General features: G+C 65.3%; 22 protein-coding genes and 1 tRNA gene. 7 read left to right on the forward strand and 16 right to left on the reverse strand.

All coding sequences use genetic code 11. The features are described from left to right. Positions 1–18: 18 nt before the first annotated feature. The gene (locus BBA01S_RS16610) at positions 19–831 is read left to right on the forward strand and encodes a glycosyltransferase family 2 protein (protein WP_245641506.1); all 813 of its coding nucleotides are present in this window, start codon (positions 19–21) and stop codon (positions 829–831) included. Between the two features lie 93 nt (positions 832–924). Here BBA01S_RS16610 and BBA01S_RS16615 read toward each other — a convergent pair. The 3 genes from BBA01S_RS16615 to BBA01S_RS41520 all read right to left on the reverse strand — a co-directional run bounded on the left by BBA01S_RS16615 (position 925) and on the right by BBA01S_RS41520 (position 3898). After that, a tRNA-Ser gene (locus tag BBA01S_RS16615) sits at positions 925–1015 on the reverse strand. 139 nt (positions 1016–1154) lie between these two features. After that, positions 1155–2447, reverse strand: coding sequence for a serine--tRNA ligase (serS, locus tag BBA01S_RS16620; protein ID WP_027817441.1), 1293 nt, complete (start codon positions 2445–2447; stop codon positions 1155–1157). A gap of 104 nt (positions 2448–2551) precedes the next feature. After that, a complete protein-coding gene (locus BBA01S_RS41520) occupies positions 2552–3898 on the reverse strand; it encodes a replication-associated recombination protein A (RefSeq protein WP_042297367.1) in 1347 nt (448 codons plus the stop codon). Between the two features lie 245 nt (positions 3899–4143). Here BBA01S_RS41520 and cytX point away from each other — a divergent pair, with 245 nt between their 5' ends. Beyond that, on the forward strand, positions 4144–5451 hold the full coding sequence (cytX, locus tag BBA01S_RS16630; protein WP_027817442.1) for a putative hydroxymethylpyrimidine transporter CytX: 1308 nt from the start codon (positions 4144–4146) through the stop codon (positions 5449–5451). Positions 5452–5557: 106 nt separating this feature from the next. On the opposite strand, the gene bioB is transcribed toward cytX, so the two are convergent. The 4 genes from bioB to bioA are packed head-to-tail and all read right to left on the reverse strand — an operon-like array spanning position 5558 to position 9964. After that, positions 5558–6643 carry a biotin synthase BioB gene (gene bioB, locus BBA01S_RS16635; RefSeq protein WP_027817443.1) on the reverse strand — a complete coding sequence of 362 codons (1086 nt, stop codon included), beginning with the start codon at positions 6641–6643 and terminating at the stop codon, positions 5558–5560. A gap of 41 nt (positions 6644–6684) precedes the next feature. After that, on the reverse strand, positions 6685–7410 hold the full coding sequence (gene bioD, locus BBA01S_RS16640; RefSeq protein ID WP_027817444.1) for a dethiobiotin synthase: 726 nt from the start codon (positions 7408–7410) through the stop codon (positions 6685–6687). Next, the gene (gene bioF / locus BBA01S_RS16645) at positions 7407–8603 is read right to left on the reverse strand and encodes an 8-amino-7-oxononanoate synthase (protein WP_027817445.1); all 1197 of its coding nucleotides are present in this window, start codon (positions 8601–8603) and stop codon (positions 7407–7409) included. The genes bioD and bioF overlap by 4 nt, the downstream gene beginning before the upstream one ends. After that, on the reverse strand, positions 8603–9964 hold the full coding sequence (gene bioA, locus BBA01S_RS16650; protein ID WP_027817446.1) for an adenosylmethionine--8-amino-7-oxononanoate transaminase: 1362 nt from the start codon (positions 9962–9964) through the stop codon (positions 8603–8605). Before bioA ends, bioF begins: the two co-directional genes overlap by 1 nt. A gap of 180 nt (positions 9965–10144) precedes the next feature. Here bioA and BBA01S_RS46840 point away from each other — a divergent pair, with 180 nt between their 5' ends. Next, positions 10145–10309, forward strand: coding sequence for a hypothetical protein (locus BBA01S_RS46840; protein WP_156965963.1), 165 nt, complete (start codon positions 10145–10147; stop codon positions 10307–10309). A 17-nt stretch (positions 10310–10326) separates the two neighbouring features. Here BBA01S_RS46840 and BBA01S_RS16655 read toward each other — a convergent pair whose 3' ends face one another. Continuing rightward, positions 10327–11745 carry a dienelactone hydrolase family protein gene (locus tag BBA01S_RS16655; protein ID WP_027817447.1) on the reverse strand — a complete coding sequence of 473 codons (1419 nt, stop codon included), beginning with the start codon at positions 11743–11745 and terminating at the stop codon, positions 10327–10329. A gap of 29 nt (positions 11746–11774) precedes the next feature. Between BBA01S_RS16655 and BBA01S_RS46845 the strand changes: the two genes are divergently transcribed. Beyond that, on the forward strand, positions 11775–12011 hold the full coding sequence (locus tag BBA01S_RS46845; protein WP_156965964.1) for a hypothetical protein: 237 nt from the start codon (positions 11775–11777) through the stop codon (positions 12009–12011). 256 nt (positions 12012–12267) lie between these two features. Here the strand turns inward: BBA01S_RS46845 and BBA01S_RS16660 are convergent, their stop codons facing one another. From BBA01S_RS16660 to BBA01S_RS16680, 5 genes are all read right to left on the reverse strand, one after another. Continuing rightward, a complete protein-coding gene (locus BBA01S_RS16660; RefSeq protein WP_027817448.1) occupies positions 12268–12711 on the reverse strand; it encodes a YchJ family protein in 444 nt (147 codons plus the stop codon). Between the two features lie 97 nt (positions 12712–12808). Continuing rightward, a complete protein-coding gene (locus BBA01S_RS16665; protein ID WP_027817449.1) occupies positions 12809–13486 on the reverse strand; it encodes an SDR family oxidoreductase in 678 nt (225 codons plus the stop codon). A gap of 94 nt (positions 13487–13580) precedes the next feature. Beyond that, entirely contained in the window at positions 13581–14786 is a 1206-nt protein-coding gene (locus BBA01S_RS16670) for an acetyl-CoA C-acetyltransferase (protein WP_027817450.1), read from the reverse strand. A gap of 44 nt (positions 14787–14830) precedes the next feature. After that, complete coding sequence (gene aceK, locus BBA01S_RS16675) at positions 14831–16630, reverse strand: bifunctional isocitrate dehydrogenase kinase/phosphatase (RefSeq protein ID WP_027817451.1); 1800 nt, start codon at positions 16628–16630, stop codon at positions 14831–14833. Between the two features lie 22 nt (positions 16631–16652). Next, positions 16653–17072 (reverse strand): MerR family transcriptional regulator, encoded by a 420-nt coding sequence (locus tag BBA01S_RS16680; protein WP_042297368.1) that lies wholly within the window; start codon positions 17070–17072, stop codon positions 16653–16655. 221 nt (positions 17073–17293) lie between these two features. On the opposite strand from BBA01S_RS16680, the gene BBA01S_RS16685 reads away from it, so the two are divergent. Next, positions 17294–18364 (forward strand): MBL fold metallo-hydrolase, encoded by a 1071-nt coding sequence (locus BBA01S_RS16685; protein ID WP_027817453.1) that lies wholly within the window; start codon positions 17294–17296, stop codon positions 18362–18364. A gap of 80 nt (positions 18365–18444) precedes the next feature. On the opposite strand, the gene lolA is transcribed toward BBA01S_RS16685, so the two are convergent. Together lolA and BBA01S_RS16695 are read right to left on the reverse strand one after the other, a co-directional pair. Next, positions 18445–19185, reverse strand: coding sequence for an outer membrane lipoprotein chaperone LolA (gene lolA, locus BBA01S_RS16690; protein WP_027817454.1), 741 nt, complete (start codon positions 19183–19185; stop codon positions 18445–18447). A gap of 48 nt (positions 19186–19233) precedes the next feature. After that, positions 19234–21552 carry a DNA translocase FtsK gene (locus tag BBA01S_RS16695; protein WP_027817455.1) on the reverse strand — a complete coding sequence of 773 codons (2319 nt, stop codon included), beginning with the start codon at positions 21550–21552 and terminating at the stop codon, positions 19234–19236. A 388-nt stretch (positions 21553–21940) separates the two neighbouring features. On the opposite strand from BBA01S_RS16695, the gene trxB reads away from it, so the two are divergent. Next, complete coding sequence (gene trxB, locus BBA01S_RS16700) at positions 21941–22936, forward strand: thioredoxin-disulfide reductase (RefSeq protein ID WP_027817456.1); 996 nt, start codon at positions 21941–21943, stop codon at positions 22934–22936. 166 nt (positions 22937–23102) lie between these two features. Further along, positions 23103–23870, forward strand: coding sequence for a Smr/MutS family protein (locus tag BBA01S_RS16705; RefSeq protein ID WP_027817457.1), 768 nt, complete (start codon positions 23103–23105; stop codon positions 23868–23870). 81 nt (positions 23871–23951) lie between these two features. Here the strand turns inward: BBA01S_RS16705 and BBA01S_RS16710 are convergent, their stop codons facing one another. Continuing rightward, the gene (locus BBA01S_RS16710) at positions 23952–25070 is read right to left on the reverse strand and encodes an ABC transporter ATP-binding protein (RefSeq protein ID WP_027817458.1); all 1119 of its coding nucleotides are present in this window, start codon (positions 25068–25070) and stop codon (positions 23952–23954) included. Between the last annotated feature and the right edge of the window lie 4 nt (positions 25071–25074).

A 25074-nucleotide genomic window follows, 5' to 3' on the forward strand; every position in this document is an offset into this window, starting at 1 on the left:
TGAGCGGAACGCCAGACCATGAACCCATCGCCCCTTCCCGACAGCGCCACAGCAAGCACAGGTGCACCCACGCAAGCGCCCCTGAATATCCTGATTGCATTGCCCACCTACGACAATTCTGTGCACTTCGACTTCGCCATGGCGCTGGCGCGGCTGATGGAAACGTTCAAGGAGCGCGGCATCGGCTTCGAATACATCCACACGGCGTCGTCGCACATCATCCGGGCGCGCAACTTCTTTGCGAATTATTTCCTGAGCCATCCCCAGTTCACGCACGTGCTGTTCCTCGACACGGACATGGACTTCTCGCGCGAGGCCATTCCGCGTCTGCTGGCCGGCGACAAGCCCGTGGCGGGCATCGCGTGCCCCTACCGCTTCTTCGATGGGGAAAAGAAGATCACGAGCGCCGATGCGGGCCTCACACTGCGCGAGTGGCAGGAAAAGACCGTCGAATACAACACGGCGATCCGCTCCGATGCGAACGGCAATAGCAGCGTCAAAGGCGGCTGGGTCGAGGTGAACCATATCGGCACGGGCATTTTTCTCGTGCGCCGCGACGCCATGCAGGCGATGGCGCCGCTCACGCAGCTCTATCGTCCGCCTGCGCAGTACGCGGCGTATCTGCCCGATGGCCGCTTCCACGCGTTCTTCGACACGGTCGGCGACAAAGGCGTCTATCTCTCGGAAGACCTGTCGTTCTGCCAGCGTGCGCGGGCGGCGGGCATGCCGGTGTGGGCGCTGATCGACGAGAAGATCGTCCATCACGGCGCATCGGCGATTTCGGGGACGTTCATGCGCTCGCTGGAACGGCGCGGGCACGTGCCGGGTTGAGGTCACGCGATAGACGATAGCGAAAGCGCCTGAAAACAGGCGCTGAAAAGCAAAAACCCCGTAGGCTTTTCAGCTTACGGGGTTTTCTAAATTTGGCGGAGAGGGTGGGATTCGAACCCACGGTACGGGGTTACCGTACGCCTGATTTCGAGTCAGGTACATTCGACCACTCTGCCACCTCTCCGGGGTACTGCTTTTTTACTGCTTCTCAGGTCTTGGTCGGCGACCAGAGAAGCGAAGATTATAGAACAAATTTCGGATCCTGCAAGCCCTTTTTCGAAAATTTTTTCGAGGGCTTTGCAGATCCCTGTTCTGAGGGGCGCTTAGCCGCCCACCGACAGACGTGCCACGCCGTTCATATACGGACGCAGCGCTTCCGGCACGGTGATCGAGCCATCGGCTTCCTGGTAGTTCTCCAGCACCGCGACCAGCGTACGGCCCACGGCCAGGCCCGAACCGTTAAGCGTATGCACGAGTTCCGGCTTGCCCTGCGCGTTGCGATAGCGCGCCTGCATGCGGCGCGCCTGGAACGCTTCGGTGTTCGAGCAGCTGGAGATTTCGCGATACGTGTTCTGCGCCGGCAGCCAGACTTCGAGGTCATAGGTCTTGGTGGCCGAGAAACCCATGTCGCCCGTGCACAGCGACATCACGCGATACGGCAGGCCGAGCTTCTGCAGAATCGTCTCGGCGTGCACGACCATTTCTTCCAGCGCGTTGTACGACGTTTCCGGCGTGGTGATCTGAACCATTTCGACCTTGTCGAACTGGTGCTGGCGGATCATGCCGCGCGTGTCGCGGCCATACGAGCCCGCTTCCGAGCGGAAGCACGGCGAATGCGCCGTCAGCTTGATCGGCAGCGCGTTGCCTTCGACGATGCTCTCGCGCACCGTGTTCGTCAGCGAAATTTCCGAGGTCGAGATCAGGTATTGCGTGACCGTGTTCTCGGCGCCGCCCTTCTCCACGCGGAACATGTCTTCGGCGAACTTGGGCAGCTGGCCCGTGCCGTAGAGGATTTCCGGGTTCACGATGTACGGCGTATAGGTTTCCGTGTAGCCGTGATGGAGCGTGTGCGTGTCGATCATGAACTGCGCAAGCGCGCGATGCAGACGCGCGATCTGGCCGCGCAGCATCGTGAAGCGCGCGCCCGAGAGCTTCGCGCCCGTCTCGAAGTCCAGACCCAGCGGCGTGCCGACATCGACGTGATCCTTCACCTCGAATTCGAACGCGCGCGGCGTGCCCCAGCGGCGCACTTCCACGTTGCCGGCTTCGTCGCGGCCCAGCGGCACGCTTTCGTGCGGCAGGTTCGGCACGCCGAGCAGCAGGTCGGAGAGCTTCGTCTGGATTTCGTCGAGCGTGGCCGCCGACGCCTTCATGTCGTCGCCGATGCCGCCCACTTCGGCCATGACCGCCGAGGTGTCCTCGCCGCGGCCCTTCATCGCGCCGATCTGCTTCGACAGGCTGTTGCGGCGAGCCTGGAGTTCTTCGGTGCGGGTCTGGATGGCGCGGCGTTCCGCTTCGAGCGCGGAGAAAGCCGCGACGTCGAGGGTGTAGCCGCGGTCGGCGAGGCGCTTCGCGACGCCGTCGAGGTCTTTGCGCAGCAGCTGGATGTCGAGCATGGGATTGTGAGACGCAGTTTCGTTGTGTGAGAAGTCGATTTTAGCGCACCGGCGCGGGCAGCCCGTGTGCGCTGGCGGTTTTAGGCCGCCTTTGGCCTTTGAGCTTACGCGCCACCTTTACGCTTGCGCTCGTTGCGTTCGCGGATTTCGTCGCGATGCTCGTCGCGCCATTGCGCGTCGAGCTCGGCCAGACGCGCCAGCTTTTCGCCGATCTTGCCTTCGAGCCCGCGCGGCGTGGGCCGATACCAGTTCGGCTCGCGCATGCCATCGGGGATGTAGGTCTCGCCGGCAGCGTAGGCGTCGGGCTCGTCGTGCGCGTAGCGGTACTCGTGGCCGTAGCCCAGTTCCTTCATGAGCTTGGTGGGCGCGTTGCGCAGGTGGATCGGCACCGCGCGCGACTGATCCTTGCTCACGAAGCGGCGCGCTTCGTTATAGGCGTTGTAGCCAGCGTTCGACTTGGGTGCGACCGCGAGGTAGATCACAGCCTGCGCGAGCGCGAGTTCACCTTCAGGCGAGCCCAGCCGCTCATAGGTCTCCGAGGCGTCGAGCGTGATGCGCGCCGCGCGCGGATCGGCGAGGCCGATATCCTCCCAGGCCATGCGCACGATGCGGCGCGCGAGATAGCGCGGGTCGGCGCCGCCGTCGAGCATGCGGCAAAACCAGTACAGCGCACCGTCCGGGTTGCTGCCGCGCACCGACTTATGCAGTGCGCTGATCTGGTCGTAAAAGGCGTCGCCGCCCTTGTCGAAGCGGCGCAGGTTCTCGGCCAGCGCGCTGCCGAGCAGTTCGCCGTCGATCTCCGTCTTCTTCTGCTGGGCCGCCGCGCGCGCGACGATCTCCAGGTTGTTGAGCAGCTTGCGGCCGTCGCCGTCGGCGGAACCGATCAGCGCCTGCTTCGCCTCGTCGGTGAACGTCAGGCCGCCCAGCTCCTCCGACGCGCGCGCGAGCAGTTCGCCCTGCTCGTCCTCGTCGAGGCTGCGCAGCACGTAGACCGCCGCGCGCGAGAGCAATGCGCTGTTCACCTCGAACGACGGGTTCTCCGTGGTCGCGCCGATGAACACGAACAGGCCCGACTCCACATGCGGCAGGAAGGCGTCCTGCTGGCTCTTGTTGAAGCGATGCACCTCGTCGACGAACACGAGCGTCTGGTGGCCGCGCGCGCGGTGCAGCTGCGCCTGCTCGACGGCCTCGCGGATATCCTTCACGCCCGAGAGCACCGCCGACAGCGCGATGAATTCGGCGTGAAACGCGTCGGCCATGAGGCGCGCGAGCGTCGTCTTGCCGACGCCGGGCGGGCCCCAGAGAATCATCGAATGCGCTTCGCCCGATTCGAAGGCGACGCGCAGCGGCTTGTTGGGCCCAAGCAAATGCTTCTGGCCGATGACTTCATCGATGGTGCGTGGGCGCAGCCGTTCCGCGAGCGGAACGTTGGCACGGGTTTCTTCAAACATGTCGTTTTCGCGATAATGTCGGCTTTTCCGGCGGCCGAGCGGTTCGAACGCTGTTCGCGCCCCTGAAAATGGGGCGCAGCGCACGCCGCCGCGCCGGAGTCAGTCGTGCATTATGACAGTCCGTGCAGCCGTACGATGTCTGAGGCCCGAGAGCCGCCGCCCGCACGAGTTTTGCGTAATCCCTACGCACACCATACGAATTCAATACAGATTCACTATAAACGACGCAGAGGACAGCTTTTCCCATGACTGAAAACACGCAAGCCGGCTCGGCCTACGCGCCCAATGTGCCGGTGCCCAACGCTCGCCGGCAGTTCCGCACCGGCGACGCCTTCGCGCTCTGGTTCTCCCTCGGCATCGGCCTGCTGGTCGCGCAGGCGGGCGCCCTGCTCGTGCCGGGCCTGTCGCTGCCGCACGCGCTGCTCGCCATCGGCATCGGCAGCGTGATTGGCGTGGTGCTGCTCTCGCTCGCGGGCGTGATCGGCACGGACACGGGCCTTGCCGCCATGTCCTCGCTGCGCCCGACGCTCGGCATTCGCGGCGCGTCGGTGCCCGCCGTCATCAACATGGTGCAACTGGTGGGCTGGGGCTCGTTCGAGATCATCGTGATGCGCGATTCCGCCGATGCGCTCGCCAAGCAGGCGTTCAATCTGTCGATGCCGCTCGTCTGGACGGTGATCTTCGGCTTCCTCGCGACGCTGCTGGCCGTGAGCGGCCCGCTCTCGTTCGTGCGCCGTTTCCTGCGCACGTGGGGCATCTGGCTGCTGCTCGCGGGCGCGGCGTGGCTCACGTGGAGCCTGCTTGCGCAGCACGACATCGGCGCGCTGATGAAGCGCCCCGGCACCGGCGACATGCCGTTCGGCAGCGCCATCGACCTGGTGGTCGCCATGCCGCTCTCCTGGCTGCCGCTGATCGCCGATTACACGCGCTTCGGCCGCAAGGCGGGCGAAACCTTCCGTGGCACGCTGTTCGGCTATGGCATTGCGAACCTGTGGTTCTACGCCCTGGGTGCGATCTACGGTCTCGCGGCGGGCGGCGGCGATGCGCTGCTGACCACGGCGCTGGCGCAAGCTGGCGGCGGCCTCGCACTGCTGCTGGTGCTGATCGACGAAATCGACAACGCCTTCGCCGATATCCACTCGGCGGCCGTCTCGACCGGCACGGTCTGGACGCGCGCGGGCGTGCCGGTTCTCTCGGCCGCGTTCGGCGCGATCTGCACGGTCATCGCCCTCGTCGTGCCGATGGCGAAGTACGAAAACTTCCTGCTGTTCATCGGCTCGGTGTTCGCGCCGCTGTTTGGCGTGGTGCTCGCGGATCACTTCATCGTGCGCCGCCGCCGCATCGACGCGCAGGCGCTCGCCGACCTGAACGGCGCGTATGGCTATTCGGGCGGCTGGCACGTGAGCGCGTTTGTCGCGTGGGCGGTCGGCTTCGGTGCGTACCAGGCGCTCAACCAGTGGCTGCCGAACCTCGGCGCGACGCTGCCTTCGCTCGTGATCGGCGCGCTCTGCTATCTCGTGCTCGCAGGACGTCGCCGCGCGGCTTACGCTTGATGCGTACGCTCTAGACGCGCAATGAAAAACGCCACGCTGAGGCAACCAGCGTGGCGTTTTTGCTTTTAGCCCTTCAATGAAGGCTTATTCGCGTCTTATTCGCGGCTTATTCGCAGTGACCGCAGCCGCCGTGCGAATGATCGTGGCCGTGTGCGTGACCATGGTCATCGGCGGGCAGATGCTGCGCAGCCTGCGCCGTGATGCCCAGGCGTTGCAGCAGACGGCGGTCGGCTTCCGCTTGCGGGTTGCTCGTCGTCAGCAGCTGGTCGCCGTAGAAAATCGAGTTCGCGCCGGCCATGAAGCACAGCGCCTGGAGCGCGTCGTCCATCTGCTCGCGGCCTGCCGACAGACGCACCATCGCCTTCGGCATGGTGATGCGCGCGACCGCAATCGTGCGCACGAATTCAAACGGGTCGATCGGCTCCGTGCCTTCGAGCGGCGTGCCCGTCACCTGCACGAGATTGTTGATAGGCACCGATTCCGGATACGGCTCCATGTTCGCCAGCTGCGCGATCAGGCCCGCGCGCTCGCGGCGCGACTCGCCCATGCCGACGATGCCGCCGCAGCACACATTGATGCCCGCGTCGCGCACGCGCTCCAGCGTCTCAAGGCGATCCTCGTAGGTACGCGTCGAGATGATCTTGCCGTAGTACTCCGGCGACGTATCGAGGTTGTGGTTGTAGTAGTCGAGGCCCGCATCGGCGAGCTCCTTCGCCTGGTGATCTTCGAGCATGCCGAGCGTCACGCAGGTTTCCAGACCCATCGCCTTCACGCCGCGGATCATGTCCTTGATCGGCTCCAGGTGGCGATCCTTCGGATTGCGCCACGCCGCGCCCATGCAAAAGCGCGTCGCGCCGTTCGACTTGGCCGCGCGCGCGGCGTCGAGCACGGCGTCGACCGCCATCAGCTTGCCGGCTTCAAGCTCGGTTTCGTAGTGCGACGACTGCGGGCAGTACGCGCAATCTTCCTCGCAGCCGCCCGTCTTGATCGACAGCAGCGTCGAAAGCTGCACGGCATTGGCGTCGAAGTTTTCGCGATGCACTTGCTGCGCGCGGAACATCAGGTCGTTGAACGGCAGCTCGTAGAGCTCGGCGACGTCGGCGACTTTCCAGCGTGCTGCGGCTTCGGCGGCGGCGTGGGCGCTCGGCGCGGTGGCCTTCAGCGAGGTGAGGTCGATGTGGGTTTGCGTCATGGTGTCGAAGTCCTTCGTGACGTGTGACTTGTGGTTTTGCTTTAGCGGCCTGCCAGCGTGGCGAGGCGCGCGAGCAGTGTGTCGATGTTCAGGTGTCCGGCCGCGTCGTCGGCGCTCGCGCCGCGCAGGTGCGGCACGACGCCCAGCAGCGGCGCGTCGAATTGCGCCGCCAGCAGCGTGCGCAAGGTGTCGATGTTTTCTTCCGGGAACGTCATGTTCGGGTCGATGCGGTTGGCGACCCAGCCCGCGATCTTCAGGCCGCGCGCGGCGATGGCTTCGGCGGTCAGCAGCGCGTGGCTGATGCAGCCCAGACGCATGCCGACCACGAGCACGACCGGCAGCCCGAGCGCAACGGCCAGATCGGCCGTATCTTCGGTCGGCGTGAGCGGCACGCGAAAACCGCCGACGCCTTCGACCACGACCGCATCGGCGCGCTCGCACGCGGCGCGATGGCAGTCGACGATACGCGCCATGTCGAGCGTCACGCCTTCGAGCGCGGCGGCGATGTGCGGCGCGGCCGGTTCCTTGAGCAGGAACGGCGTGCGCATTTCCGGCGGCAGCAGCACGCTGGCGGCGGCGTCCAGTTGATCGGCGTCTTCGTTGTGCCAGACGCCGTCGCGCTCATACGCGCCCGCGGCAATCGGCTTGAGAGCAGCGGAACGCAGGCCCGCGTGCGTGAGGCCGCGCAGGAGCGCCGCGCTCACGAAGGTCTTGCCGATTTCCGTATCGGTGCCGGTGACGAAGAAAGAAACGTTAGCGAGGCTCATCGTGCGCCCTCCAGGGCCGCGCGGCTCGCGCGTTGCAGTGAATCGTTGAGACGGTCGAGGTCGGCGTCCGAATGTGCCGCCGACAGCGAAATGCGCAGGCGCGAGGTGCCCACGGGCACGGTCGGCGGCCGGATCGCGGGCACCCACAGGCCGTCGCTTTCCAGCGTGGCTTGCAGTGCGAGCGTCGCGTCGTTCGAGCCGATCACGAGCGCCTGCACCGCGCTCGCCGAATCGACGGGCATCCAGCAGGTGTCCTTGAGGATCGCGCGCGTGCGAGCGATCAGATGCGCGAGATGCGCGCGCCGCGCGTCGCCCTCTTCGCCCGCAATGATGCGCAGGCTTGCGGACACCGCGTGCGCCACCGCCGGCGACGATGCCGTCGTGAAGATATACGGGCGCGCACGCTGCACGAGCCATTCGATCACGGTGGCATGCGCGCAGACGAATGCGCCCGACACGCCCGCAGCCTTGCCGAGCGTGCCCACCATCACGAGATACGGCGAGCGCAGCGCGGCTTCGGCAATCGCGCCGCGCCCTTGCGGGCCGAGCACGCCCAGGCCGTGCGCGTCATCGACGACGAGCCACGCGCCATGCTGCTCTGCCAGTTCGACCAGACGCGCGAGCGGCGCAACGTCGCCGTCCATGCTGAACACGGTGTCGCTCACGATCAGTTTCGCGCCCGCGTCCGAGGCGTCGAGCATCGCGCTCAACGCCTCCATATCGGCGTGCGGATAGATCTGGATGTCGGCGCGCGACAGGCGTGCGCCGTCGATCAGCGACGCGTGATTGAGCGAGTCGGAGAAGATCGTCGTGCCGCGGCCCGCAAGCGCGGTAAGCACGGCGAGGTTCGCCATATAGCCGGTGCTGAAGTACAGCGCGCGCGGTGCATCGACGAAACCGCCCGCGAACGCCGCGAGATCGTCTTCGAGCTGCTCGTGCGCGCGCGAATGGCCGCCCAGCAGGTGCGAGCCGCCGCTGCCCGCGCCGTAGCGCTGCGCGCCTTCGGCCAGCGCAGCGACCAGTTGCGGGTGAGCGGCCAGGCCCAGGTAATCGTTGCTCGCGAAGCCGATCGTCTCGCGCCCGTCGACCGTCATGTGCGCATCGCACGGCGTATCGATGGTGCGGCGACGGCGGCGCAAACCGTGCGCGTCGAGTTCGCTCAGGCTCTGTTCGAGCGAGTCCAGCAGATGCATCAGAGATCCTCCGCGACGGTGGCGTCGAATGTCTCGCGTGTGCGCGTCGCGAGCAGCGCCTGCGTTTCGGTGTCCAGAATATATGGGGGCATGACGTAGACGGTCGTGCCGATCGGGCGCAGCAGCAGTTCGCGCTGCAAGGCGTTTTCGAAGAAACGGCGCGAGAACGTGCGCGCGCGTTCGGCATTGTCGAGCGCTACGTCGAACGCGAGGATCGTGCCGCACTGGCGCAGGTTGCGCACGAGCGGGTGCGCTTCGAGCGGCGAGAACGTTTCGCGCAGCTGGACGGACTTGCGCGCATTCGACTCCAGCACGCCGTCGCGCGCGAACAGGTCGAGCGTCGCCAGCGCCGCGCGGCACGCGAGCGGATTGCCCGTGTACGAGTGCGAGTGCAGGAAGCCGCGCGTGGTGTCGTCGTCGTAGAACGCCGCGTAGATTTCGTCGCGCGAAAGCACGATCGACAGCGGCAGATAGCCGCCGCTGATGCCCTTCGAGAGCGTCAGCAGATCGGGCCAGATGCCGGCCTGCTCGCAGGCGAAGAAAGTGCCGGTGCGCCCGCAGCCCACGGCGATTTCATCGGCGATCAGGTGCACCTTGTACTGGTCGCACAGCGCGCGCAGGCCGCGCAGGTACGACGGATCGTGCATCGCCATGCCGGCGGCGCACTGCACGAGCGGCTCGACGATCAGCGCGGCGATGCGGCCTTCGCGTTCGGCGAAGAGCTTTTCCACGTCGGCAAGCGCACGTCGCGCCACATCGGCGGCGCTTTCGCCTTCCTGCGCCAGACGCGCGTCCGGCGAGGCGACCACGTGCGCGTGCGTGAGCAGCGGATCGTAGGCGTCGCGGAACAGCTTCACGTCGGTCACGCCGAGCGCGCCGATGGTCTCGCCGTGATAGCTGTTGGCGAGGCAGACGAATTCGCGCTTGTCGCTCGCGCCCTGATTACGCCAGGCGTGGAAGCTCATCTTCAGCGCGATCTCGACCGCCGACGCGCCATCCGAGGCGAAGAACGCGTGGCCCAGCACGTTGTCGGTGAGCGCCTGGAGGTGCTCGGCGAGTTCGACGGCGGGCTCGTGCGTGCAGCCCGCGAGCATCACGTGCTCAAGCGTGTCGAGCTGCGCCTTGAGCGCGGCGTTGATGGACGGATTGGCGTGGCCGAACAGATTGACCCACCACGAACTGATGGCGTCGAGATAGCGCCGGTTCTCGTGGTCATAGAGCCACGGGCCTTCGCCGCGCGAGACGGCGACGAGCGGCAGGCGCTCGTGGTGTTTCATCTGGGTGCAAGGGTGCCAGACGGCGCGCAGGCTGCGCGCGATCCAGGCATCGTTGCCAGGCGTGGTTTGAAAATTCGTTTGCAAATTCGTTTGCAAGTTCTTGTGTTGCGAGTCCACTAACGGCTCCCGATACGACAGCGCAGCCGAATTTAGCGCGTTCGTTCGCGCAATGCACTACCCCCAAAATGGGCTTTGGAGGCCCGTCGGCGCGGGGTTTGGCGGGGTTCCCGGCAGCTAGGCGCACTTCGTTTGCAAAGGCCCGAAATGACCGTAGATGACGACGACAAAGTGACGCGCGCTTATGCAAAAAAATATGCGGACGCAGACGCGAGCGAAGCGTTCGCGGTGCGCCAGTGTGCGTTATTAAGGGCGGCATCATCGGGAAGCGGACATGAAAAAGGCGCCGTCAGGCGCCTTGTTTCCGACTAACCGGATACGGCGAGGCTTTATCGGCTCGCGAGCGAGTGCGACGCGTCGGCTGCGGCAGGCGCGGCGTTGCCGCTGTCCGCCACGGCATGGCCTTCGTCGTGGGAATCGGCCTGCGCGGTCGCGGCGTTTTCGTTCGCCCACACCACGTTGCCGTTCACCGCGTAGAGACGGCACGGATCCGAGCTGTGCTTCTGGCAGTTCGCCACGGCCACGTCCATCGGGTTGTCGCCGCCTTCGGCCCACGACCAGGCGCCCGAATCGGACACCGCGAACGCGCGGCTCGGATACTGCTTGAGGAAGTTGCGATAGCCGTCGCGGCCCGCCTGATCGAGGAACGGCACGGCGCCTACGGAATCGATCGACGCATAGCCGCTGGCGCGCGGCGCGGCGGGCGTCTCGACGCGGTATTGCACGGAAGTCGGCATGCCCTGATTGGCGAGGAAGGCTTCGACCTGCGGCCACCAGACCTGCACGCCGTCGCGATCGCCCACGAGGCGGTGTGCGTCGTTCTTGTAAGCGCCAAAATCGACCAGCTTCGCACCCGAGCCTGGCTGCGGGTCGCCAGCCTGCGCGGTACGGAACGCCGCGAACATCTTCGTGACGAGATCGGGCGTCCACACCGAGTCGTTGTCGCCGTACAGCCAGATCGAGGCTACGCGGGCCTTGCCGCCATACGAGCCGAATGCCTGGGTCAGGTTGTCCTGCCAGCCCGTGCAGGCGTCCTGGCGCAGGCCGCCCGAGAAGTTGATGAGCGCGCGCACGCCGTGCGCGGCTTCGGTGCCGTAGGCAATGGTGGCGAGACCGCCGTGCGAGGTGCCCGCCACGGCGATGTGGTTGGCGTCCACGTACGGCTGCTTCGACATGTAATCGACCGTGGTGGCGACGTCGGCAGCCTGGCCCATGCCGTTGCTCGCCACGTCGCAGCCGTCCTGCTCGTAGGTGCCGCCCGAGCCCGCGAAGCCGCGGCGGTTCGGCGCGACCACCACGTAGCCGCGGCGCACGAATTCGCGCGCGAACGACATCGGGTCACTGCGCGGCTGCATGCGCGGATCGCCGGGAATCTTGCCGTGGTTGAAAATCACCATCGGGAACGGGCCTGGGCCGTCCGGACGGTACACCGTGGTTTCGAGCGTCACGTCGGACTCGCCCGGCACGGGAATCTGGATGATCTGGGCGTTCATGCCCGCGTGCACGACAGGCAGATAGTTGTCGTCGAGCGCAATGCGCGGCACGTGAGCGCTGCCGAGCGGGCCGGCGGCGCTGGACGCCAATGAGGATTGCGCGCCGGTGCCGGCACTAGCGTGCGCGGCAGCGGTATTCGAGACCTGAGTGCCCGCCACAGCGGCCGGATCGGAAAGAGAAGCTGCGTGCGCCACCGACAGCACACATGCTGTGCCGGCCACCGCCCATCCGGTAAGAAGCTTCCTGAACGCCATGCGCTACACCCGCCTGCGAAAATCCTGCTGTGAATCTGACTACCGAGCAACACTTCCCGCCCCTGCATCATCACAAGGCACAACAGGACACTGGCGCGCCTGGCCCGAAGGCCTGGCGTGGCATGACCCGTTGCAGGGAAGTAAAACCGATCGGAACACCTGAGCGGCGCCTTTCTGTCATCGATCAGACTCGCCGCCAGCATCCGTTGAAAGTCGCCGCGAAATTGTTTTTCAACAAACTCTTAATGGCGAAACGGACACCGTGATTGCATCCTCGCACGACAAATAATTGTTGTGCAATTCAGGGCTAACCCGGCATAAGGCGTGCCAACGGCGCGCATGCCTTTAAGCACGGCGCATTGGCGGATTTCGGGGTAATGCGAGGTAACGGAAACGAAAAATAATGGCGGATGAGCCCTGTCGCGCGCCGCCTACATCCCCGTTTTTTGCAAGTAAGCGTGTGTTTGCAAAAGCGCGATTTTGCGTGCCTAAGCAGGTATTTTCGATCTGGCGCGCGTGACTTCAGCCTTCCAGGATATCGCCATCCACATAGCGCCAGCGGTCATCGTCGCCGCGCGTGAAGCGGCTCGTCTCATGCAGGCGATACGCGCGTCCGCCGCTCTTGTGACGCGCGACGAATTCGACGATGGCATGCGTTGCGTCGAGGTTTTCGTGACGCTTCACGGCCAGCCCCAGCCAGCGCGGCGCACCCGGATCATTGGGGTCGACATCGAGATCGGCGGGACAGGTTTCATTCGCCCACGTCGCGCGCAGATACGGAACCTCGCCCAGCACGTAAGCCGTGTACCGCGAGCGCATCAGTTCGAGCGCGGTAGCAGGCACGGCGCCGCCGTCGATGAAGCGGCCGCAACAGTCGGCATAACGCGGCGGCTTTGCGCCCGATTTAAGGTTCGGCGCGGCGCCGCCACAGGGACATTCGACGGGACGCTGCGTGTTTGCGCTCATGGAGAAAACCATTCCTTCTACGAAACAAAAATCAAAAAATAAAAAGCCGCCCGCGCGAGCGAAGCGGCCCTGATTCATTTATCCGGCGCGTAGCCGCTTACCAGTCGAGTTCGGTGCCGTCGTACTGGAAGAAGCGGCCATTGAAGACTTCGCGCGCGGCGGCGGCTTCTGCGACTACTTCGCGCATGCCCGCGACGCTTGCCGTTGCGTCGATGGCCGCATGCGCGCCGCCCATGTCGGTGCGCACCCAGCCGGGATGCAGCGCGATGCAGGTCGCGCGGCGCGTCTGCAACGAGGTGATCTTGAGCACATCGTTGACGGCCGCCTTGCTCGCCCGGTAGAGCCAGCCAGTCGTGCCGGTGGTCTGCGCAATGCTGCCCATGCGGCTCGACAGCACGCCAAGCACGCCGTGCGCCGCATCGACGAGCGGCAGCAGGAGCGGAATGAGCTGCATCGGGCCGCGCACGTTGGTGTTCATCACGTACTCGAAGTCTTCGGCGGTGATGGCCTCGACGCCTTCGGTGCGCGGGCCGTACACGCCCGAGACGATCAGCGCCACGTCCAGCCGCTCGCCGTCGAGCTTGCGGCCCAGTGTGGCGATGTCCTCGGGCTGCGCGATATCGAACTGATAAGTCTGCGCGCCCAGCGCGCGCAGCTCGGCGAGCGACGCTTCGGAACGGGCCGTGGCCAGCACGCGCCAGCCGGCTTTTGCATACTGGCGCGCGAACTCAAGTCCGAGGCCGCGCGAGGCACCCACAATCAACGCTGTTTTCATGTTGCACCTTTCTTGTGTGCCGCGATCTTTGCCCAGCATCGCGTGCAGGGTCTTGCCGCGCGCCGCCTCCCTGCGACGCACGTCAGGCAAGAGCCTACATGAGTTCGACGGCCATTGCCGTAGCCTCGCCGCCGCCGATGCACAGGCTCGCCACGCCGCGCTTGCCGCCGCGCGCACGCAGCGCGCCGATCAGCGTGACGAGAATGCGCGCGCCCGACGCACCGATCGGATGCCCCAGCGCGCACGCGCCGCCGTTCACGTTGACCTTGTCGTGCGGCAGGTTGTGCTCCTTCATCGCCGCCATCGTGACCACGGCAAAGGCTTCGTTGATCTCGTAGAGATCGACGTCCTCGGCTTTCCAGCCGGTCTTTTCGAACAGCTTCGCGATTGCGCCCACCGGCGCCGTGGTGAACTTCGCGGGCGCCTGGGCAAAAGTCGTGTGGCCCGCCACGCGCGCGATCGGCTGCACGCCCAGGCGCTTCGCCGTCGATTCGCGCATCATCACGAGCGCCGCGGCGCCGTCCGAAATCGACGACGCATTCGCGGCCGTCACCGTACCCGTCTTGCTGAACGCGGGCTTGAGCGTGGGAATCTTGTCGAGGTTGGCCTTGAAGGGCTGTTCGTCGCGCTCGATGGTCGTTTCGCCTGCGCGCGACGCCACTTTCACGGGCGCGATTTCCCACGCGAACGAGCCGTCTTCGTTGGCGCGTTTCGCACGCTGAAGCGATTCGATGGCGAAGGCGTCCTGGCGCTCGCGCGAGAAGTCGTATTCGCCCGCGCACTCCTCGGCGAACGTGCCCATCAGGCGGCCCTTGTCGTAAGCGTCTTCGAGACCGTCGAGGAACATATGGTCGAGCACCTGGCCGTGCCCCATGCGCATGCCGGCGCGCGCCTTCGGCAGCAGGTACGGCGCGTTCGACATGCTTTCCATGCCGCCTGCGACGATCACCTCGGCGGAACCGGCCAGCAGCATGTCGTGCGCGAACATCGCTGCGCGCATGCCCGAGCCGCACATCTTGTTCACCGTGGTCGCGCCTGCCGCGAGCGGCAAGCCCGCGCCCAGCGCCGCCTGGCGCGCGGGCGCCTGGCCCTGCCCCGCGGGCAGCACGCAGCCCATCACCACTTCGTCGATCTGTTCGGGCTTGAGGCCTGCGCGCTCGACCGCAGCGGCGATGGCCGTCGCGCCCAGTTGCGGCGCCGTCAACGAAGCGAATTCGCCCTGAAAACCGGCCATCGGCGTACGCGTGGCGGCCACGATCACGATGGCGTCCTGTTGCGGGTTTTTCTGTGTCTCACTCATGTCCATCCTCCTTGTTCATAGGTTCGATGTTGTGTCGCGGCGCGCTAAGCGGCACGCGCTGCATCGGTGTCCTTCAAAAAGCGCTCCGGATAACGCGTGCGAAAGCGCTCCGTTTCGTCGTACGGCAGGCAATCGGGCACTTCGCCCGCCAGCAGCCGCGCCTTGCTTTCCTGCCAGAGCGCAGGCTCGAAAAAGTCGGCGTGATGGGCGAGGAAATAGCGCTTCACGCGCGGATCGCCGAGCAAAAACGTGCCGTACGTCTGCGGGAAAATATCGCGCGGCCCCACCGCGTACCACGGCTCGTCCGATAGTTCGTCATCCTCATAACGTGGCGCGGGCACGGCGCGCACGTTGCAATCGGTGAGGTATTCGATTTCATCGTAGTCGTAGAACACCACGCGGCCATGACGCGTCACGCCGAAATTCTTGTAGAGCATGTCGCCCGGAAAGATATTCGCGCGCATCAGGTCTTTCACCGCGTTGCCGTATTCACGGATGCCGTGTTCGACGTCCGCGTCGCTGCCGTTTTGCAGCCAGAGATTGAGCGGCACCATGCGGCGCTCGATGTAGAGATGGCGAATCACGAGCTTGTCGCCTTCGTATTCGATCATCGAAGGCGCGAGCGTTTCCAGCTCCTTGATGAGCGCGTCGTCCAGCCGGGCGATGGGCAGCGCGACGCTCGAATATTCGAGCGTATCGGCCAGACGCCCCAGGCGGTCGTGGCGCTTCACCAGTTGGTACTTCGCTTGCACCTGCTCGCGCGTGGTTTCCTTCGGCGCGGGAAAACTGTCCTTGATGACCTTGAACACGTACGGGAACGACGGCAGCGTGAACACGATCATCACCATGCCGCGAATGCCGGGCGCGGCGACGAACCGGTCGCTCGAATGCGAAAGATGGTGCAGCAGGTCGCGATAGAACAGGTTCTTGCCCTGCTTCTGCAAGCCAAGCGACGTGTAGATTTCGCCCTTCGCCTTGCGCGGCATGATGGAGCGCAGGAACTCGACATACGCGGACGGCACTTCCATGTCCACGCAGAAATACGAGTGCGCGAAGCTGAACATGATGAGCGCGGGATCGGTGCGCAGCAGCACCGTATCGAGCGCGAGCTTGCCGCCCTCGACATGGCGGATCGGCACGACGAACGGCACGACGATCTCGCCGTTGACGATGCGCCCGACGATATACGCCGACTGGTTGCGAAAGAACAGCGAAGCGAGCGTATGAATCTGGAAATTCGCCTTGGGCTCGACGGCGCCGAAGGTGTCGAACATCGTCTGCATCACGCAGCCCACATCGCGCTCCAGATCCTCGAACGGCGTCTCCAGCTGGAAATTCGTGACGATGCGCGCGAGCGTGGCGGCCAGGCCGTCCGTGGCCGGGTAGTAAGCGCGATAAGTCGGCTTGGCGGCAGGCTCGTCGTTCTCGATATATTCGGTCGAGATCGCGGGCCGCACGAACATGAAAGCGTTATTGAAGTACGAGCGATGCAGGATCTTGCTGCACACCGAATTGAAAAACGTCTCGGCGCATTCAGGCTGCCGGTGCGTGGTCAGCAAGCCGATGTAGTGCAGCTTGATCTGCTCCCACACTTCGTCGTCGATCGTTTCGGCGTCGTATTCGTCTTCAAGTGCGTGCACGCATTCGCGCACGCGCTGGTCGTAGGACGCGATGCGATCGCGCGCGAGCTGCTGCAGGCCGCGCCAGTCGGCGGCTTCGAAACACGCCCTCGCCTGCACCGCCGCCGCGCAGAAGCTCTGGTAATGGCGGTCGAAACCTTCGAGGAGGGTCTGCGCCACATCGAAGCCGATCTGCGAGGACAGCAGTTTCGGAAAATGCCTCATGGCGCGCTCGGATTCCGTTCGCCTACTTCGTTTCGGACGCGGCCTGCCGCACGTCGCCCGCCGTGTTTTTTTCGAGCAGCGCGCGCGCCTGCGCTTCGTACTGCGCGAGGTCTTCGAGCGTGGCGTCGAGATCGTCGCGCTGCCGCTCCAGAATTTCGCGGTGGCGCACCACCGTGTCGAGGAAGGCCTGCAACTGCGGCAGCGTATCGGTCGGCGATTCGTAGAGATCGAGCAGCGCGCGGATTTCGTTGAGCGTGAAACCCAGGCGCTTGCCGCGCAGCGTCAGCCTCAGGCGCGTACGGTCGCGGCCCGAAAACACGCGCTTGAGGCCGCCGGCGCCTTCGCGGCTCGGCGCGAGCAGGCCCTGGTCTTCGTAGAAACGGATCGCGCGGGGCGTCACGTCAAATTCGCGGGCGAGCTCGGTAATCGTGTACTGGTTCATAAGGGGCGCGGCTCGCCGGGGCCGGATTCGGTCGGGCGGCATGGCTATCGTTGGGATCGACGTTTACGTTATCGTCAAGTCCGCGCTCGCGCAACCGTCGGCGCAGCTTCCCCGTTGTTCCGCATGCCGGAACAGTCAACCGGGCCGCCAGCAGAAATGCCGCAATGCGGCGACAATGCCGATTGACGAGACAGACGATAACGACACGAGACACCCCCACGATGAACGCCCTCGAACACCAGCTCGATTACCCTTTCGCCGACACGCTGCCCGACGCGGGCCAGGCCTTCGACGTCGCGCCCGGCGTGAAATGGCTGCGCATGCCGCTGCCCTTCGTGCTCGACCACATCAACCTCTGGCTGCTGCGCGACGAGATCGACGGCCGCCAGGGCTGGACGGTGGTGGACTGCGGCATCACCGACGACACGATCAAGGCGCACTGGGAGCGCGTGTTCGAGAGCCAGCTCGAAGGCCTGCCGGTGCTGCGCGTGCTGGTCACGCACTGCCATCCCGACCACATCGGCCTCGCGCACTGGATCTGCGCGGGCGGCGACAAGGCGCGCTGGGACGTGCGCCTGTGGACGACGCTCGGCGAATACATGAGCGCCTGCGTGCTGGCTTCGGGCAACGGCTCGAACGCGGGCGGCGAAGGCGCGGCGCGCCATTTCGCCCGCCACGGCGTCACCGACGAAGCCTCGCTCGATCAGTTGCGCACGCGCCGCAACTACTATTCGAATCTCGTGCCCGCGCTACCCTCGCAGTACCGCCGCCTGCGCGAAGCCGATGTCGTGCGCATCGGCGGGCGCGACTGGCGCGTCGTCACTGGCTTCGGCCATTCGCCCGAGCATTGCGCGCTGCTGTGCGAGCAAACCGGCGTGCTGATTTCGGGCGACATGGTGCTGCCGCGCATCTCGACCAATGTGTCGGTGTTCGACATGGAGCCGGAAGGCAATCCGCTCGGCCTGTACCTCGAATCGCTGGGCCGCTACGAGACGATGGCCGACGACACGCTCGTGCTGCCGTCGCACGGCAAGCCGTTCCGCGGCCTGCACACGCGCATCGCGCAGCTTCGCGCGCACCACGACGCGCGCCTGGCCGAAGTGCTCGAAGCCTGCACGGGCGCGCCGCAATGCGCCGCCGACATCGTGCCGCTCATGTTCAAGCGCAAGCTCGACATGCACCAGTTGACCTTCGCGCTGGGCGAAGCGCTCGCGCATTTGCACCTGCTCTGGCTTGAGGGCAAGCTCACGCGCCATATCGGCGAGGACGGCGTGATCCTTTTTTCGGCTTAAAAAACAGCACTAAAACAAAAGGGGCGGCTCGAATTGAGCCGCCCCTCTTCATTTCAGGCTACGACGCGTATCAACGCTTATCAGTTCGCGCCGCCCGTGATCACATCGGCGCCCTTGGGACGCACGAACTTGAACGTCGACGCCGGCAGCGACGGATTCTTCTCGATGTTCGAGAAGGTCAGCAGCGTCACGTTGCCGAACACATCGTGCAGTTCCATCGCTTCGAGGTTGCCGTCGCGAAAGCCGATGCCCACGCTCTTGAACTGCGTGTCCTTCGCCTTCGGGATCAGCTGGAGCCAGTCGATGCCGTTCTTGACGCCCGCGTCCGAGAGCGTGAAGTTCTTGTCCAGGTCGTTGCTGCCGAACAGGATCGCCGCCGGGCTCGCGCCGAGCGCGCCGCCCAGCTTGCGCTCGGTGACCTGGTTCAGGTCTTTGTCGTAGACGTAGAGGTTGTCGCCGTCCGACTGCAGCAGTTGCTGGTACGGCTTTTCATACGACCAGACGAACTTGCCGGGGCGCGCGAACACGAACGAGCCGCTCGACACCTTGGCGTTGAGCGTGGCCGTGGCGATGGCGTCGCTGGCGTTTTTGGCGTTCGACGGCGTCTTGAGTTCGCGCTGCACGAAGCTGCCGCGCGCGGCGTGCACCTGCGCGACGAACTGCTTGAGCTGATCGGTGCCGCTGGCGTAGGCTTGCCCCGCCATGACAAGCGTGGCGCCCAGCGCGACGGTGACGGCGCGCGCCGCACGAGCCAGCGTCGAGCCGTTCATCAAGCCATTAAAGCCGTTCTGGCGGGCGGAATGTCCTGCGAAAAACTGCATCTATCGTTCTCCAATAGCGTAATGACTACGCGGGGGTGCGCGTACGCGTCAATCGGCGTCGCGCGTGGGCGCGAGGATTTCGCGGTTGCCGCTCGACGACATCGCCGAAACCAGCCCCGACTGCTCCATCTGCTCAAGCAGCCGCGCAGCACGGTTATACCCGATGCGCAGATGCCGCTGCACAAGCGAAATCGACGCGCGCTTGTTCTTGATGACCACTTCGACGGCCTGGTCGTAGAGCGGATCGGACTCGTCGCCCGTTCCCGAAGCACTTGCCGTGCCCTCGTCGCCCTCGCCCGTCACGCCGCCTTCGAGAATGCCCTCGATATAGTTCGGCTCGCCCTGCTCCTTGAGCTTGTCCACCACGCGGTGCACTTCGTCGTCGCCGACAAACGCCCCGTGCACCCGCACCGGCAGGCCGCTGCCCGGCGGCAGGTACAGCATGTCGCCCATGCCGAGCAGCGATTCCGCGCCCATCTGGTCGAGAATCGTGCGCGAGTCGATCTTCGACGACACCTGGAACGCCATGCGCGTCGGCACGTTGGCCTTGATGAGGCCGGTGATGACGTCCACCGACGGACGCTGGGTCGCGAGAATCAGGTGGATGCCGGCCGCGCGCGCCTTCTGGGCGATGCGCGCAATCAGTTCTTCGACCTTCTTGCCGACCACCATCATCAGGTCGGCCAGTTCGTCGATCACGACGACGATATGCGGCAGCTTCTGGCACGGCTCCGGATCGTCCGGCGTGAGGCTGAACGGATTCGGGATCTTTTCCTCGCGCTTGTTCGCCTCTTCGATCTTGTTGTTGTAGCCCGCGAGATTGCGCACGCCCAGCTTGCTCATGAGCTTGTAGCGGCGCTCCATCTCGGCCACCGTCCAGTTCAGCGCGTTGCCGGCCTGGCGCATGTCGGTCACGACCGGGCAGAGCAGATGCGGAATGCCCTCGTAGACGCTCATTTCGAGCATCTTCGGGTCGATCAGGATCATGCGCACCTGTTCGGCGCTGGCCTTGTAGAGCAGCGACAGGATCATCGCGTTGATACCGACCGACTTGCCCGAGCCGGTCGTGCCAGCCACCAGCAGGTGAGGCATCTTGGCGAGATCGGCGCACACCGGCTTGCCGCCGATGTCCTTGCCCAGACCCATGGTGAGCGCCGAAGGCGCATCGGCATAGACCGCCGAGCCGAGGATTTCCGACAGTCGCACGGTCTGGCGGCGCTGGTTCGGCAGTTCGAGCGCCATGCAGTTCTTGCCCGGGATCGTCTCCACCACGCGGATCGACACGAGCGAGAGCGAGCGCGCGAGATCCTTCGCGAGGTTCACGATCTGGCTGCCCTTCACGCCGGTGGCGGGCTCGATTTCGTAGCGCGTCACGACCGGGCCGGGATAGGCGGCGACCACGGCCACATCGACGCCGAAGTCCTTGAGCTTCTTCTCGATGAGACGCGAGGTGAATTCGAGCGTGTCGTCCGAGATGGTTTCCTGGGCAGCGGGCGCGGGATCGAGCAGCGAAATCGCCGGCAAGGTGGAGTCGCCCGGCAGGTCGGTGAAAAGCGGCACCTGGCGCTCTTTTTCGACGCGCTCCGAGCGCTGCGGCGTGACCACCGGCGGCACGATCGTGACCGGCTCGTGTTCCTCGATCTTGACGCGGCCGCGTTCGACCTTGCCTTCGCGCTTGACCGCGGCGGCTTCGCCGAGCTTGCGGTCGCTGCGTTCCTCACGGCGCAGGCGCGCCATCGTCACGGCGTTGATGATGGATTCGCCGACCTTCTCGGACACCGAAAGCCACGAAAAGCGGAAATACAGCGACAGGCCAATGCCCAGCGCGAGCAGCAGCGCGAGCGTGCCGCCCGTGAAGCCGAGCGCGTGCGAGACGCCGCGCGCGACGGCCTCCCCCACCACGCCGCCGGGCGCGCGCGGCAGTTGCACCTTGAGCGACCACATGCGCAGCGCCTCGATGCCGTCGCAGGCGAGCAGCACCAGCACGAACGCGAAGGCCTCGGCGACCCAGCTGTGGTCGCGCGGCTTGTCTTCGTCCTCGTCGTCGGCAAGCGCCTCGTGGCGCGTGATGCGCCGGTAGTTCTTCGAGATATGTCGCGCCAGGATCACGACCCACCAGTAGGCCGACAGGCCAAACAGCAGCAGCAGGATGTCCGACGTCCAGGCGCCCACGCGCCCGGCCCAGTTCGCGATGTGGTCGACCTGGGCGGCATGCGTCCAGCTCGGGTCGCGCCGGCTGTAGCTGATGAGCGCCATCAGCAGGAACACGCCTAGCGCGACCTGCAGGATCCAGCGAATTTCGGTGAAAAGGCGCGACATGCGATGAGGCAATGCCTGCGCCTGCGCGGTAAAGGGAGCTTTGGCCATTGAATCCCGGTGATCCGTCTTGCTTGCGCGGCGCGGGCGCTCTGCCGGACGCCCCGGCAGACGGGCGCGGCGGCCGTCCGATCCGGCCTATTGTAAACGCGTTGTTTCGGCCCCGGCGGCCCCAGGCTGTAAATGACGGTAACTGACAACGGCGTGGGCATAGGCCTTGGGCGGCGTCGGAAGCGCTCCGAAGGGAAAGGGCAGGCAAATAGAACGCTATCGGCGCGATGAGAAACCCTCATCACGCATCGGTCTCACCCGGCCTTTATAATTACGCGCTGATACCCAATTACCTGCATGAGCGCCGCCGTATCGCCGTGCGGCCCGTGCGAACCCCCGGCAGCCGCGCTGGCTACCCGCCACGCAGCGCCTTCTACGGAATTCGACCATGTCCGCAACCAAACACGCGAAAGTCCTGATTCTCGGTTCCGGCCCCGCCGGCTACACGGCAGCTGTCTATGCTGCGCGCGCCAATCTGTCGCCGCTGCTCGTCACCGGTCTGGCCCAGGGCGGCCAGCTGATGACCACGACCGACGTGGAAAACTGGCCCGCCGACCCGAACGGCGTGCAGGGCCCGGAACTGATGCAGCGCTTCCTTGAGCACGCGGAACGCTTCAACACGGAAATCGTGTTCGATCACATCCACACGGCCAAGCTCGATGAAAAGCCGATCCGCCTGATCGGCGATTCGGCCGAGTACACCTGTGATTCGCTGATCATCGCGACCGGCGCGTCGGCGCAGTACCTCGGCCTGCCCAGCGAAGAGCTGTTCATGGGCCGCGGCGTGTCGGCCTGCGCGACCTGCGACGGCTTCTTCTACCGCAACCAGCACGTCGCCGTGATCGGCGGCGGCAATACGGCGGTCGAAGAGGCGCTGTACCTGGCCGGTATCGCCAAGAAAGTCACGGTGATCCACCGTCGCGACAAGTTCCGCGCCGAGCCGATCCTGATCGACCGCCTGCTGGCGAAGGAAAAGGAAGGCGTGGTCGACATCAAGTGGGATCACGTCCTTGACGAAGTGAAGGGCAACGAAGGCGGCGTGAACGGCCTGCGCATCAAGAACACCAAGACCGGCGAAACCACCGATCTCGACCTGCAAGGCGTGTTCGTCGCAATCGGCCACAAGCCGAACACCGACATCTTCGAAGGCCAGCTGGAGATGAAGAACGGCTACATCATCACGAACGGCGGCCTGAACGGCAACGCCACCGGCACGAGCGTGGCGGGCGTGTTCGCGGCAGGCGACGTGCAGGATCACGTCTATCGCCAGGCGATCACCAGCGCCGGCACGGGCTGCATGGCCGCGCTCGACGCACAGCGCTACCTGGAAACCGTGGACGAACTCGGCCAGGCGCACGTCATGAGCGCCGAAGCGGATCGCTAAGCAGCAGCCAAGCAGCAGCGAAGCGATGACCGGCAAGCCGGTAAAATAGCGCCCTGACGTCTGGCGGCGCGAATCGCAAGCAGTAAAGAGGGTCGCGGCCAGCCAGCCTGCGGCCCTTTTTCATTGGCGCCGCACGCGACATTTCTCCGCATCAAGATCGACTCACATGCCCAAGAACGTCCCCCATCCGGGCGAACCCAAGCGCCCCGCCAGCCAGCGTCCGGCCGCGGCGCCCGTCGCTGCGCCCGCGCCTGCGCTGGAACCCGGCAAGGCGGCTAGCGGCTTCTCCGGCCTCGGCAGCCTGCGCGATGCGCTCAAGACCCAGACGCGCGAGCGTGAGCGCGAACGCGTCGCCGCGAAAGCCGCGCGCGTGGAAGCCGCCGCCGACAGCGACCTGTTCCGCCGCGAGATCGGCCAGGTCGCGCCGCTGGTGGCGCCGCCGCGCGCCCAGCCGCGCCGCTCAGCGCCCGCCCCGCTGCCCTTGCAGACGCAACTCGACGAACAGGCCGTGCTGCACGAAGCGATTTCCGACGAGTTCGATCCGGAAGCCCTGCTCGACACCGACGATTCGCTCTACTACCACCGCCCCGGCATCAGCGAGGAAGTCGTCAAGAAGCTGCGGCGCGGCACGTGGATCGTGCAGGCGCAGCTCGATTTGCACGGCATGCGCCGCGAGGAAGCGCGCGAGGCGTTGCAGACGTTCATCCGCGAAGCCGGCAAGCGCGGGCTGCGCTGCGTACGCGTGATTCACGGCAAGGGACTGGGCTCCGTCGGCAAGGAGCCGGTACTCAAGGGCAAGGTGCGCGCGTGGCTCGTGCAGAAGGAAGAAGTGATCGCATTCTGCCAGGCGCGGCCACATGACGGCGGCGCGGGCGCGGTGCTCGTGCTGTTGCAGCCGCATTCGCACGGGCATGGCCAGCACGGGCATCTTTGATCCCACAACTCGCAACGCCCAACAAAAAACCCGTTCCTGCTGACGCAGCGAACGGGTTTTTCTATTTAGCGTGTCGCTCGATCAGGCGATGCGCTCTTCCGTCTTCGGATCGAACAGCACGGCCTTCGACACGTCGAACAGCAGTTCCATGCTGTTCAGCGGCTGCGGGTTCGCGCCCGGGTGCACGCGGCTCACCACGCGCTTGCCGTTGACCTGTGCGAACACCAGCGTGTCCGGGCCGGTCGGCTCGATCACGTCGACCTTCACCGTGTGACGTTGCAGTTCATGGCCGTGGCCGTCGTGCGAGCTGCGCGCGTCGGTAATGCGTTCCGGGCGCAGGCCCAGCACCACTTCCTGGCCGATATGGCTGCGCAGCTTGTTCGCCTCGAACGGCAGGTTCAGCACGTTGCGCGCCACGCCCGTATCGAGTTCGAGGCCCACGCCCGAGCCCTGCTCCACCAGCTTGCCGTTGATGAAGTTCATCGGCGGCGCGCCGATGAAGCCCGCCACGAACAGGTTCGACGGCGAGTCGTAGATGTCCTGCGGCGCGCCGAACTGCTGCACGATGCCGTCCTTCATCACCGCGATGCGGTCGCCGAGCGTCATGGCTTCGATCTGGTCGTGCGTCACGTAGACGATCGTCTTGCCCACGCGCTGATGCAGCAGCTTGATTTCCGAGCGCATCTCGATACGCAGCTTGGCGTCGAGGTTCGAGAGCGGTTCGTCGAACAGGAACATGATCGGGTCGCGTGCGAGCGCGCGGCCCATGGCGACGCGCTGGCGCTGGCCGCCCGAGAGCTGGCCCGGCTTGCGATCGAGCAGATGCTGGATCTGCAGCATGCTCGACACGCGGTCGACGATCTGCGTCTGCTCGGCCTTGGGCACCTTGCGGATATTCAGGCCGAACGAGATGTTCTCGCGCACCGTCATCGACGGATAGAGCGCGTACGACTGGAACACCATCGCGATGTCGCGATCCTTCGGCGAGAGGTTGTTCACCACCTTGCCGTCCATCATGATCTCGCCCTTGGTCACGGTTTCGAGACCGGCGATCATGTTCAGAAGCGTCGACTTACCGCAGCCCGAGCCGCCGACCAGAATCAGGAACTGGCCGTCTTCGATGTCGATGTTCACGCCCTTGAGGACGGGCACCCCGTTCGGGTAGGTCTTGTAGACGTCGCGAATGGAAAGGCTTGCCATGCTA

The organism is Paraburkholderia bannensis NBRC 103871, assembly GCF_000685015.1.
Classification (GTDB): Bacteria; Pseudomonadota; Gammaproteobacteria; order Burkholderiales; family Burkholderiaceae; genus Paraburkholderia; species Paraburkholderia bannensis.